This is a genomic window from Paenibacillus sp. 276b (assembly GCF_900107875.1).
GTDB classification, from domain to species: Bacteria; Bacillota; Bacilli; order Paenibacillales; family Paenibacillaceae; genus Paenibacillus; species Paenibacillus marchantiae.
In genome coordinates this window covers 571,584-585,039 of sequence record NZ_FNRR01000001.1, presented here as the reverse complement: position 1 = coordinate 585,039, position 13,456 = coordinate 571,584, and the positions used below count along the sequence as shown (strand labels likewise).

Sequence of the window (13,456 nt, the reverse complement as noted above, 5' to 3'; positions counted from 1 at the left end):
CTTTCTCTCTACTTGCATTCCATCCAACCCCCTGATCCTATTTAATAACCTAATCAATAATGATTATCATTATTAAAACAATATCCCACAATTCCAGTTTCTGTCCATGCAATATTCTTTTGATCTCATATACTATTTTTTAATTCATCCTCACTAGACCCAAATTTATCCATAATCCGGTGCGCCAGTGGATTCGGAACCTGATGAATGCGCAATTCATCATCTGGGAACATACGTCGCTTGGTCAATTGCTCTACTCCGATCTCAGGATCAAACAAGGAATACCGTTCGTAACGCTCATGAAATTCAGGGAAACGTTGTTGATAGTCGGTAATAATCTTACGAACTTTGTTCCAGAAGGTCTGCTCTCTGATCTGGTAATGCTCGTGCATGAACAAAGCCAGCTCTCCAAGATTGATAAAGAAAAAGGCATCATGTATGAAATCCCGCACTTCTGTCGGTTCTTCCGTCTCCAGGAATGAATTACGGTTCACACGGCGGTGATATTCCGGTACCTCGACAAGCGCTGGACAGAGCTTTGGATCGGCAAGTGCCTCTCTTGTAAATCGAATTCCATCGTGAAAATCCTTCAGCGCAACGCGTGAGGGTCTGCCTTCCCGGTGAATTAGCAGCATATTCTGTGCATGAGACTCCAGCGCAATCCCATGAGCGAATAACCAGTGAATGAGCGGTCGTACCGAAGTCAGTAACAGCTCGGACAACCATTCATCAGCACCCAACTTTTTCACCCAAGGATCAATCACCGGGCGCCCTGCATAGTCCAGTGTAGACAATGCATTAAACGGAATCGCTGATTCACCCGGTTCCAGCCGGGAATATACACTTTCCCTCCAAATGCAGGACAGTACACCATACGAGAGTGGCTTCAAAACATCCGGTATCTGATGATTGTCGTATGCAACGCCAGCAATCTCTCCCAAAAGAATGACACGCAGTTCATCCCTCAAGTAGGGATCTTGCTTGCTAATTCCCTGCAGCCAGTCGGTAATGCGAGGTCCATTCTCAACCGTATGTGGGGCGATCACCCTACCAGTTGATGTGTTGATCATACTCAGCGACAGCTTCAAGTACGGTGAATTGGGACGTGATCGGTTAGCTAGCGTGCGGATCGACTGTTGAGCAGTATATCGGTCTTCGCTGCTGCCAAGCGGTACGATGCTCCCGTTACGAATGTCTTCTGCAAGAACAGAACTGATCGTTGTTCGCCATTGCCACGGATGGACTGGCATCATCACATACTCTGCCGGATCAGCACCCATTTCCTGTAGTGCCATGAGGAAGCGTTCCAACACTTGTTCGCCAAGTTGATCCTGAAGCCATTCCCTTGTAGCCGGTCCATGTTCATTCGTGCCATGACTTATCCGTGCGTTTTGCTTATGAATTCCGACCCATATCGGTTTAATATATCCGCCGAACTCGGGGCCATATTCAAGCTGATCTTCAATTCGGAAGCCGATACGGGATTTATAACTTGGATGATATGGATGACCCTCAATGATTCCACTTTCCCAGTCTTCATCGGGAAGAGCATGTAGATCAGTCTGTCGCTCAGCCCGTACATATCGCGCCAGTGTGTCATTGATCAGCGTCTGCTCCAGTTCTTTAACAAAATGTAGCAGCTTCCCTTCATCGGCGCCTATCGCTGGTCCAACTTCCAGCAAAAATAGAGAAATCGACTCCGCTTCTTGGCCGGCTGTAGTTCCAGGCAGAATAGGTTCTCTCTTTTGAATGCTGTTACTTTTCGAAGCCGGAGTCTCATCCACATAGACACGTCTTGTAATCGGTTCATGGTTCAACCGCAAACGACCAAAGGTAAGATGCCCTGTTCCCTTGCATGCGTAGATGACCCGTTCACCATTCAGCCCTGTACCCTCCATTTCCCAAACGTTGAACCCCTGCTCCTCCCTTGAGGTATATTCCATAACACCTTCGTACATCAAGGATTCAACCAACTGTCTGAATATGCGTCTGCGTGCATCGGTATAGTGGTATGAAGACAGCGCTGCGGTGTACAGTTTTCTTTGTTGATTTTGCCAATGCTCCTTCTCCACTCCAAGTCTAGAACTTGCAACAACATTTTCTGGATGGCTAAAGGAGTCCTCTTTGCAAAACGGTTGCCTCTCCTGATCCTCATCATGGCTCTGATATTCAGATATTCTCGTACTTTCCATGCGCATGCTCTCCTCCCCCCTGATTAATTCTGCCGAACTGGCCTGTAGACATGCAGTGGATTACTTACCCGATGCACACAATCCCCCGGCCCTTCATGAATTCGCCGTCTAGTCAGCTGTTCCACTTCGATCTCGGGTGCAAAAACGTCAAACTGTTCAAATCGCGCCTGTAACTCCGGGAACCGCTCCTGGTAATTAAAAATTACTTCGGTAGCCATGCGCCACCATTGCTTTTCGCTCAGATCAAAGTGCTTCTCCAGAAAAAATGCCACTTCGGTCAGGTTGATAAAAAGCAACGCGTCCAACATAAAGTCCTTCACCTCAGAAGGGTCTTCTTTCTCCACAAACGAATTGCGATTCACCCGCTGATGGTTGGCAGGCGGATATTCAATTTCCGGGTATCCAAACGGGTGAGGAATGGATTGGCAGTAACGGATACCGTCATGGAAATCCTTAAGCGCAATCCGGCTGGGCCATCCTTCTTTCAGCACGATGATCATATTTTGCGCATGTGATTCCAGCGCCGCCCCATGTGCGTACAGCAGATGTATCAGCGGTACCACCGCAATATTTAGCAATTGCCGGGTCCAGCGATCCAGGCCATATTCGTTTATCCACGGTTTAATGACCGGAGTGCCCTGCTGATCGAGATGACACAGAGCATTGAATGGCAAAGCCTCTTCTCCTGCCATTAAGCGCGGATGCAGACTTTCCCGCCAGATAGCCCCGAGTGATCCGTATATTTTTTGCTCCAGCATATTGGGCAGTTTCTGGTGATGGTACGATACCCCCGCAATCTCCTTCAGCACAATCAGACCAAGCTCATCCTGTAAAAACGAATCTTCTGCCACCACACGACCAAGCCAATCAGAGATACGGGCCGCATTCATGATTGTGTGCTGTGCGAGAATTCGACCGGATGACGTATTCACCATATTCAGCGGCAGTTTGACATACGGTTTATCACGATGACTCACATTCGTCAATGTGCGAATGGATTGTTGAGGACGGTAGGTGTCACCTGCTTGACCCAGATACACAATCTCCCCTGTTCGAAGTTGCTCCGCACACGCCACCGATATGATTCGCTCCCACTGCCAGGGATGCACAGGAACAAATACATATTCGTCCACACTTGCATCCCCATCCGTATTCAACTTCACCTCGGCATCAGCAACCGAGTTCAATTTCAAGTTCGCAGATGATATAACTTCCTGCAAAATCAACTTGAATGTCTGTAGCTCCTGCCCCAGCTCGTTATGGATAAACTCAGCATACATGTCCAGTGAAGACGAAATGGAAATTTGGGCTGCATTCTGTTTAACCGCAATCCAGACCAGCTTGAATTCCGGTCCGAACTCCGGTCCATAGGCTTCATTGTCAGAGAGCGTGAATCCAACTCTGGATTTGTAACAAGGATGATACGGATGCCCTTCAATCAGGGCAGATTCCCACTCGTCATATTCCGATACCCGAGGTTCGGGCTGACCAGCACGCCATCGCACAGACAGCGTGTCCTTCAGATGGGTTTGCTGAAGCTCATCCATGAATTGCCCCAGCTGAGCTTCGGATGTGGGAATATGCGCAGCCATCTCCAGTAAAAAACGAGGAATGGAATCTGCTTCCGCTCGATTTTTCGATGTTACCCGCATAATTGGTTTATCTGACAACCGAATGCGGTCAAAGCTCTCTTTTCGAACAGCCCAAAAGGTGTATTCCACCTTCTCTCCTGTCTCCGTCTCCCCTTGCAGTGTATACTCTGCCTCCGCATAAGGCCCGATCACCGGTTCACTCAAGATTTGCTCATACAGAAACGACTCCACCAATTGCCTGAAGATACGTCGCCGCACCATTATCCACTCTTCGGACCTGACCAATGCTGCTGTTAGACCGTTCATATGACACCTCCCATAATTGCACTGCCTCAAACCGTTTACGTGTTACTGCAAATAAATGTGCTGCGGATGTGGATGACTCAAAAAGTCATGATGCGAGATCGCCCAGCCATAAGCGCCCGCATATTGGAACAGCAAAATGTCTCCTGCCCGAACCCCGCTTGACGTAATATCACTTGCCAAAATATCTTTCGGAGTACATAGCTGGCCTGCCACTGTAAAAGCGTTTTGCTTCACCTCGGGTCTGTCATACGGATGCGTCCAGTTCTCCACCTCAATCACCTCGAACGGATGACTGTGCTGCCAAGAAACGGGTAGGCGAAAATGATGTGTACCGCCACGCACGATGACATATGTTTTGCCGTGGTTGACTTTAACGTCCAGCACCTCGGTTGCATAATACCCACTCGATGCCGTAAGGTAACGCCCACATTCGAACAACAAAGTCGTTTCCGAAGGCAGTTCCTTTTGCAATACCGGTGCAATACCATTCACAAATGTGTTCCAGTCGAACTGTTGCTCCAGATGCGCATAGTTCACACCAATTCCACCCCCGGCATTCAAATACCGAAGCGTGAAACCATATTGCCTCGCCCAATCCCGCGCGATGGTGCAGTAATACTCAATCAGTTTCACATGCTGCTCCGCATCTAGATTGTTCGAAAGGGAGTGAAAATGAAACCCTTCCACCTGAATATGTGGCAAGTGTCGGAGCTGGTTCATGACTTGTGGCAGCATGACCTCGTCGATTCCGAACTGGGTCGGACGACCGCCCATCGCCAGTGTCGCCTGAGGCAGTGGACCTTTCAGGTTAATCCGCAGCAATACGGATACCCGAACGTCATTTTGACTCGCAATCTCGTTCAGCTTGTTTATCTCATGCATACTTTCCACATGAATAAGCTGCACTTTATGATCTATCGCTCCCCGAAGCTCTGCTTCTGTCTTGCCTGGTCCACCAAACAGAATCGGAATATCCGCTGAGACTTGTCTCACCTTCACGATCTCGCCCAAAGATGCCACTTCAAAGCCATGAACTACAGGGGCCAGCGCTCGAAGCACCTCTTCTTCCGAGTTGGCTTTGATGGCATAGAACAGCTGACTAGATTCCGGCATGGATTGTACACGCTGATGCACATGAGCGACGAGTGCTGTTACATCCCGGATGTAGGCACATACCGGTTCGGTCTGTTGTTCTTTCAGTGCCAATAAATGCTCACGGACTCTTGCAACCTGAGGCATACGCCCTGTATTCAGCTCTATAGCCATAAACGTGTGCCCTTTCCTTGTTCAACGGCTCTTGCATACATCTCTGCCGCACTGGAAATATCCTCAATCGCCATCCCCATCGGGTTCAGCACAATAATCTCATCCTCATGTTCGCGTCCTGGCTTTTCCCCTATCAGGATCTCGCCGAGTTCAGCGTGAAGCTGCTCACGGGAGAATTTGCCCTCCAGCACCAGCTGATTAATAATCTTTTTCTCCCGGTTGGATTGATCCCAATCGTCCACGACTACTTTGTCTGCCTGCGTAAATACATCCTTGTGCAAATCCATAATCGAGATGTTGCTGACAAATGTACCTTTGGCAATCCATTCATACGGAATATGCGGCGATGAGGCTACCGTAGCTGTTACGAGTACTTCCGCTTGTCGTGCCGCTTGTTCTGACGAATCTTCCACCCGTACTTCAACCTGATCAAAACGCGAACCAATTTCATCGGCAAGCTGGCGGGCCGTATCGGCATTCAGGTCATACAAATGGATGGTCCGAATGGAGTCAAATTGTTCAAGCAGCGAGGTGATCTGCATTCTGGCGATCACCCCGCAGCCAATCACGCTCACTGTGCGGAAACCTTCTCTGGCTAAATACCTTGCCCCGATAGCTGTAACTGCCGCCGTACGCATCCCGCTGATCACGCTGCCTTCCATCACCGCCACCGGATAGTTGCTTTCCGGATCATTGAGGATAATAAGAGCGCTTGCACGTTCCTTATGACGCTTGGCCGGATTATCATGTTTGCTCCCAATCCACTTGAGACCACTGATCGCTACATCGCCACCCACATACGCAGGCATCGCAATAATGCGATCGGCAATATGACCGCTCTCCTCGTTAACCCGCAGATAAGGCTTCAACGGTTGCACGATATCCCGCTTGGCATGAAGCTCCAGTGCACGGGTTACTGCTTTGACATATGGCTCTGAATACAGCCCTCCCAGATCTATAATATCCTGTTTACTCATATACAAAAGGCTATGATCCTGAACGGTACTCATATCTGATCTCTCCTCCGAGATAATTTTTTATATACTCTTGATCGTTTGGCTTGGCGGCAATTGATTAACCCATTGCTCGTCATACACACTGTCCAGATAACGTTCTCCACGATCTGCGAAAACAGTAACCACCTTGGCTGAAGGCCGCAAGGTTGGAACCAGTTTTTCCAGTGCAGCAACCAGTGATCCGGACGAACCTCCTGCAAAAATGCCTTCCCGTTCCAGCAGCTTCTGGCAGCCCAGCACAGATTCCCGATCGTCCACATGAATAACTTGGTCAATCTCGTTCGGGCTGAATAACTCAGGGACACGGTTGGCGCCGATACCCGGCAATTCACGCTGACGTGATGGTGTGCCAAAAATGATCGAGCCAACTGCATCAACGGCTACGATTAGCGCATGCGGATTTGCCTCTTTCACACGGCGGGATATGCCCAGAATACTTCCAGTCGTACTCACTGCACACACTAGTACGTCTATCTGTCCATCCATCTGCTCCACAATCTCCTGACCTGCACCATGATAGTGAGCTTGCCAGTTCAAAGGGTTGGCATACTGGTTGATCCAGTAACCTGCCGGGTCCTGACTGGCTAACTCCTTGACCCTGCGAATACGGGATTGCAAATAACTTCCGTGTTCGTCCGGTTCAGTAACCATGTCAACCTGTGCCCCGAGGTAGGTTATCATTCTCAGATTCGTTGATGTGATTTTTGGATCAACCACACAGGTGAATTTCAGGCCATATCGTTTGGCGGTTAATGCGAGACCGATTCCCAAGTTTCCTGAAGTGCTCTCGATAAGATGCGTATCCGGTTTGATCGTTCCGTCTCGCAGACCCTGCTCGATAATGTATCTTGCAGGTCGATCTTTCATGCTGCCGCCGGGGTTCATCATTTCCAGCTTGGCATACACCGATGCTCCTGAAGATCCGAACAGGGAATTCAAGCGAACCAGTGGTGTTTGACCAATACAATCGATAATGGAATCCGCAACTTTAAGCGAGCGATCCTTGATTTGCAGGGTACTTTGTTCCATGTGTTTACACCAGCTTTCTGGGCATATTGTTGTCCAAAATCGCTTTATTGATAATGATTATCATTTTCACATTTGGACACAGGGCCTATTATGCATATCCTTTTTTTTCCTGTCAACACTAAAATTTTTGGAAAGTTTTTGAAAAAAATAAGATTGACATTGAGAATCATTCTTGATAATCTGATCAGCAATTGGTTTCAAATTGCCAAAATCAAGGTGGTGAAGTGGACACATGATGTCTCAAATGGCATGGAAACAGAGCGTCCGCATTTTGTGGGGTGGGCGCTTTCTTTCCAGTGCCGGGCTGACTGGAATCAGCCCTTTTATACCGTACTACATGGAGCATCTGAACGCGGGAACGCCGGAAGAAGTGCTGATGTGGACAGGTCTGTCCGTATCTGCACCTGCTCTATCCTACGCACTGCTAACCCCTTTTTGGGGTAAGATCGGAGATCGTTGGAGTCGAAAATGGATGGTTGTCAGAGCGCTGGTCGGACTGGCCCTTAGCATGTTTCTGATGGGCATTGCCCAGACGCCCTTTCAATTCTTTTTGTTCCGTCTCTGCCAGGGGGCTTTCGGTGGCATATCTGATGCGAGCAGTGCGTTTGTGGGAACCCATGCCCCTGACCAAAAGCAGGGTTCTGCGCTCGGACAGTTGGAGCGGGCATCGGCAGCAGGTCTGCTCGTGGGACCACTGCTAGGAAGCATATGTGTAAACACATGGGGAAGTCGTCCGCTATTGTTCATTACGGCCTCGTTGACGTTGAGTTTTGCTGTGCTTGCCGCAATCGTATTAACGGGGGCGACGACGCATCGGACTCGTACGGCCAAGAACAATACTCAAGTATCTCCTGTGGAACAGCACCAGCCTTCGGTCGCTATGTTGAACAACCATAGCAAAAACAAAAACAAGAGCGGAATTATCCATGCCTTCGTTTCGCTGATTACACATCCGATTGCCCGAAGACTCGTTATCGCAGGCATCATTTTCAAGCTCGCAGATTTTGCAACATTTACGATGTTTACTCCGTTTATTCGTGAAATCGTCCCTTCCTCAGGTGCAGCTGCACTTACCGTCGGGGTTCTGCTCGCGATGTCTTCGGTTGGTGAATTGGTTGGCGCATCGTGGTGGGGTAAGCGAAACGATCGTTACTTACCCGAACGCAATCTCCGGCTGGCTGGTTTGTTATGCGGCTTGTGCCTGCTTGCACATACACTTCCACTCGGGGTGGCCTGGCTGCTGGTTGTACGTTTTCTGCAAGGATTCTTCTACAGCGCCCTATTGCAGACGGTCATGCTCAACGTGCTCAAATCCTCCACCGATCAGGATCGGGGCGTGCGCATCGGAGCTACCAACAGCATGTTAATGGCTGGTCAGATTGCCGGTCCGTCCATTGGGGTTCTAATCGGAGGTATCTGGGGAATTCCAGCTGTATTTCTTGTCATGGGGACAGTCATGCTCGCCGCTTCGCTTGCTGTACGCCGCCCAGCGGTTCATGAGCCAAAAGCTCCCGTACAACTGCCACTCCAATAATTTGTGAAAGGATGATAATCAATCATGACCAAGGATAACGTCACCATCGATCCATTCCAGCAGACTGTTCATCCCTCTTTAGTATCGCCGAGCGGAATTGCCCGTCAGGAGATGCTAAGCCGTATATTGAACGCCTATCTTCGAGAAACCGAGCAGCATGATCCTTATGTTCGAATTGCCACGCGGCCAGACCTTTCGCTTGTTATTGAGCTTCCGCGTACTGGTCAGCGGATATATGGAAATCTGCTTCATCGTTCCGCCGCTGGACATCATGTCTATGGTGACAAGTTTCATATTGCAAAATCAGACGAGGCACAGCCCGATGGTTGGAGAGAGGTTTCTTTTGAACAAATAACGACGCTGTTGCTCGATGAAATATCATCTGTAGAACCCAATCTTGAAGCCCGAATGTTGAAAAGAGCAGAGCTGGAGCAGATGGTTTACAACAGTTTGGAGCATATGACCTCTTATCTGGAGCATGCCCTGAGTACAACATCTCCTGTAACATTGGATTTTCGCTATCTGGAACAGGCACTGCTATGTGGTCATCCATTTCATCCAACTCCGAAAAGTCTGGAGGGCTTCAGTTCTTCGGATTCGCATGCCTATTCGCCAGAATTTGGCGTTAGCTTTCCTCTCAGTTGTTTTGCCGCAGCACCTGAACTTGTGTTCGAGGATTGGCTGAATACCGTGGACTATGGCAGTGAAGCACCCTGGGTTCCTGCGGAAATGGCCGAGGCCGCTTGGAAGCACCTCTCTCTGGAAAGCAAACATTATGTCCTGCTCCCTTGTCATCCTTGGCAGGCCGCCTATTTGCGGACACTTGAACCTGTAAAGTCCTTATTACGACAAGGCACTTTGATTGATCTAGGCACTACCGGGCCTTCGGTGTATCCTACCTCATCGGTGCGCACGGTCTGGAATCCGAAGGAAGGTTGTTTCTACAAGCTGTCTCTTCATATTCGAATTACAAACTTTATTCGCGAGAACAATGAAGAGCAGTTGCTGCGCACACTAGATGCATCCAGAATAGTACAGCAGATTCAGGATCGCTGGACGTCAGAGAAATTTCAAATTTTGCTGGAAAAAGGCTACCGTAGCTTGAAGGTACCGGAGATACCTTCGTCCACTCAGGAGGCGTTGATCTCCGGCTTCTCCATGATCCTGCGCGAAGCACCAGAGTCTTGCAGCTCTGCTACAGGGGCCCCTTATGTTGTGGCCTCTCTCATGGAAGTGCTTCCCGGAGAAACTGAACCTTTGTTGTTCCGGGCTGTCCGGGAAAGTCTTCAATCATCTTTGTCGCCGGATCGTGTAAATGATATGAGAGTGCAGACAGACTGGTATGAATGGCTTCGTCAATATCTGGAGTTGTCCATGGTTCCACTTGTGGAACTGTATGCCGAGACAGGAATTAGTCTGGAAGCTCATGTACAGAATTCCATGCTGCGTCTTGAAGATGGCATGCCTGCCACTTTTGTGGTTAGGGATCTGGAGGGCATCAGTGTCAATCGAGTCTTAGCGGAACAGCACGGTTGGATCTATCAGGTAGTCAACGCCAACAGTCCTGTCCTGTATACGGAGGAAGAATCACGGCATCGATTGAAATATTATTTCTTTGTCAATCACCTCAGTCATGTGGTGCAGCGTCTGGCATACTATACTGGTCAACAGGAGCAGCCATACTGGAGGGTGGTGAGAAATACGTTAGAGGAGCTTCGGAAAAAGACAGCCGAGTCCTCGCACATCAACGACGTCATTCGTGATCTGTTGACCACCAAGACCTTACCGGCCAAAGCCAATCTGCTCAGCCGGTTCCATCAGCGTGGTGAGACGCCGCTATACGTCAACATTCCCAATCCAATGAGGTAAGGAGGTTCCTTTTATCTGCTCCAATTCATTCAGCAGTCTATTAAGTACCTCCCAGCCTCCAATATTTGCACACCAAAAAACGGCCCTGGAGAACAACACAACGTGTTCTTCCAGGAGCCGTTTCTTTCTTTCTTTCTTTCTTTCAAATCATTTTCCGATTCATTTCTTATCTTATTTCAAACTATTCTATTCGAACTCATCGCCTCTTACTTTGGCAAAGACCATCATATCTACTAACGTACCTGTACTGTCACGCCGCATCTTGCGCAGTACACCTTCAAGCGTATAACCTGCGCGCTCAGCCACTTTGGCACTTCGCACATTGCGGGCATCACAGCGGATTTCCAGCCGATTCGCTTCCAGATAAGATATTGCGAACTGCTCTATACCTCTGACTGCTTCCGTCATGAGACCCTCACCGGCACGAGAAGTTCTAATCCAGTAACCGATCTCGAAACAACGGGCATTCCAGTCGATTCGATGCAGTCCACTGCTGCCCACGAATTCATCCGTAAATCGGTCACGTAAATGAAGCATCATGTCGGTACGCTCCAGAAATTGCAGTCTGGCTTTGCGAGCATTCGCTTCCGATTCCTCCAGTGAAGGTATGTTCTCGGCAAAAGGTAGCCACAAACGTAATTGCTCCACACTTTCACGAATGGCCTCATTCACTGCCGCTCCATCTCCCCACCTCGGGGCACGAATAGTCAAACGTGGTGTTTCGAAACTTTCTGGAAAAGACAGCATTAACGGATTAATCGAAGCGGGATTGGTCATGAACTCTACTCCTCCACCTGGAATATCGAGTCAATGATCAGCGGCAAGTTATCCCTTACGGATACAGCACCAAAAACGGAACGGGCGTGTACTCCCTGTTCTCCGAACACATCCAGCATGAGATCCGAGAACCCGTTTAACACTTTATGGTGCTCCTCGTACGAGGCAGTGGCATTGATGAACCCCTGCACTTTAACCACCCGTTTCACCCGATCCAGCGAACCAAGCACTTCCTGAACGACAGCCAACACCTCGATGGCAGCATTTCGGGCAAATTCATATCCCTGCTCCGTCGTAAACTGCTCCCCGAGTTTACCACGCTCTCGCGTATCCGGCCCTTTACCGGACACATACATGATTCCATTTACAATCACCGCATTGGTATACTTTGCTGCCGGCGTACTTGCTTGGGGCAATACAATGCCCAATTTGTCCAATCTGGTCTGTATCATCGGCTTCTCCTTTATGTACAAAAATGTCTTTACAAGCTATCAATCTTTCAAATTATTCCTAATTTAGTTAAATCTCAATATACGCCGGTTGCTCCTGAACCGCAAGATGTAAAATGGGCTGAATAGATATTTTCCTACTATATAAGTAATTAATTACATTCCAGATTTCGATCAGCATTAAATACTCCAAACTAGAACACAGGGTACAGTTTACGATGTTAGATTTTTAATTGAAAGATTAAATGAATTAACAAATATATAATTCCTTAAATATTGAAAACGTTATATTGTAATTTCAAATCATTTCTTTTACGATAGAAGCAATAACTCTCAAAATCAATGGGATTGAATATAAGGAGGAATCTTCATGAGTGCACCATTGTTTCGTGATCCCATCTTTGATGGAGCTGCTGATCCGGTCGTTGTATGGAATCGTTCCGAGCAAACCTGGTGGATGATCTATACCAATCGCAGAGCCACAGCCGGAGGGCCAAAGTTCGCCTGGGTGCATGGCACGGATTTGGGCGTAGCTTCTTCAGCTGACGGTGGACAGTCTTGGACTTATCGCGGTACGTTAACCGGGTTGGAGCATGAATGGGGACATAATACGTTCTGGGCTCCAGAAATTTTCTGGCATGAAGGCACGTATCACATGTATGTCAGTTACATTCAAGGGGTGCCCCATGACTGGGCGGACCATGATCGGCACATTTTGCATTACACCAGTACGGATCTGATATGTTGGACTTTTCACGGCAAACTGGAGCTTAGCTCGGATCGTGTGATTGATGCGTGTATTTACCCGCTGCCGAACGGAAAATTCCGGATGTGGTACAAGGATGAAGCTAATTCGTCCCATACGTATGCAGCAGATAGCCCGGATCTCTATCAATGGGATGTGATTGGACCGGTTATTGCAGGACGTGCGCATGAAGGGCCGAACGTATTTCGTTTCGGTGATTCGTATTGGATGATTGTTGACGAATGGAGAGGACAGGCCGTTTACAAATCGGATGACCTGGAGAATTGGGAATGGAACAGTCTGATTCTCGATCAGCCAGGAAATCGTGAGGATGATGGTGTAATCGGTTTGCATGCAGATGTCGTCGTACAGGATGATGAAGCCTATATCTTTTATTTTACCCACCCGGACCGGATCGAAGGTATCGATCATGCCAGCGAACCCGCACGTCGTTCCTCCATTCAGGCCGCACGTCTCGATGTCATTGATGGTGTGTTGGTCTGTCCACGGGATGAAGTGTTACAGATGAAGTTGCGACCGGAGAACGATACAAGTCAAATTTCGGTTTGAGCTGCGTTGTTCCTAAAGTGAGATTTAAACACAGTTATACAACGTCATAATAAAGGACCTGAACCTATGTCTGCGCACGCAGGATTGCTCAGGTTCTTTTTTTACATGTTC

At 48.5% G+C, this 13,456-nt stretch carries 10 protein-coding genes; 3 read left to right on the top strand and 7 right to left on the bottom strand.

The genetic code is table 11. The features are described from left to right. Positions 1-125: 125 nt before the first annotated feature. From BLV50_RS02710 to sbnA, 5 genes are read right to left on the bottom strand one after another with little or no spacing between them, the layout of a single operon-like run. Positions 126-2,192, bottom strand: coding sequence for an IucA/IucC family protein (locus BLV50_RS02710; RefSeq protein ID WP_177031098.1), 2,067 nt, complete (start codon positions 2,190-2,192; stop codon positions 126-128). A 23-nt stretch (positions 2,193-2,215) separates the two neighbouring features. After that, positions 2,216-4,090, bottom strand: coding sequence for an IucA/IucC family protein (locus tag BLV50_RS02705; protein ID WP_090805679.1), 1,875 nt, complete (start codon positions 4,088-4,090; stop codon positions 2,216-2,218). A gap of 42 nt (positions 4,091-4,132) precedes the next feature. Beyond that, positions 4,133-5,356, bottom strand: coding sequence for a type III PLP-dependent enzyme (locus BLV50_RS02700; protein WP_256337833.1), 1,224 nt, complete (start codon positions 5,354-5,356; stop codon positions 4,133-4,135). Then, complete coding sequence (gene sbnB / locus BLV50_RS02695) at positions 5,347-6,366, bottom strand: 2,3-diaminopropionate biosynthesis protein SbnB (RefSeq protein ID WP_090805676.1); 1,020 nt, start codon at positions 6,364-6,366, stop codon at positions 5,347-5,349. Before sbnB ends, BLV50_RS02700 begins: the two co-directional genes overlap by 10 nt. Positions 6,367-6,393: 27 nt before the next feature. Further along, entirely contained in the window at positions 6,394-7,401 is a 1,008-nt protein-coding gene (gene sbnA / locus BLV50_RS02690; RefSeq protein ID WP_090805673.1) for a 2,3-diaminopropionate biosynthesis protein SbnA, read from the bottom strand. 232 nt (positions 7,402-7,633) lie between these two features. Between sbnA and BLV50_RS02685 the strand changes: the two genes are divergently transcribed. Together BLV50_RS02685 and BLV50_RS02680 are read left to right on the top strand one after the other, a co-directional pair. Then, positions 7,634-8,935: an MFS transporter gene (locus BLV50_RS02685; protein WP_063563352.1), complete on the top strand. Its 1,302-nt coding sequence runs from the start codon at positions 7,634-7,636 to the stop codon at positions 8,933-8,935. 24 nt (positions 8,936-8,959) lie between these two features. After that, positions 8,960-10,804, top strand: coding sequence for an IucA/IucC family protein (locus tag BLV50_RS02680; protein WP_090805670.1), 1,845 nt, complete (start codon positions 8,960-8,962; stop codon positions 10,802-10,804). Between the two features lie 186 nt (positions 10,805-10,990). Here the strand turns inward: BLV50_RS02680 and BLV50_RS02675 are convergent, their stop codons facing one another. Together BLV50_RS02675 and BLV50_RS02670 are read right to left on the bottom strand one after the other, a co-directional pair. After that, a complete protein-coding gene (locus BLV50_RS02675) occupies positions 10,991-11,581 on the bottom strand; it encodes a GNAT family N-acetyltransferase (protein WP_177031097.1) in 591 nt (196 codons plus the stop codon). 5 nt (positions 11,582-11,586) lie between these two features. Further along, positions 11,587-12,033: a RidA family protein gene (locus BLV50_RS02670; protein ID WP_063563350.1), complete on the bottom strand. Its 447-nt coding sequence runs from the start codon at positions 12,031-12,033 to the stop codon at positions 11,587-11,589. A 367-nt stretch (positions 12,034-12,400) separates the two neighbouring features. Between BLV50_RS02670 and BLV50_RS02665 the strand changes: the two genes are divergently transcribed. After that, on the top strand, positions 12,401-13,345 hold the full coding sequence (locus BLV50_RS02665) for a glycoside hydrolase family protein (protein WP_063563349.1): 945 nt from the start codon (positions 12,401-12,403) through the stop codon (positions 13,343-13,345). Positions 13,346-13,456 lie beyond the last annotated feature (111 nt).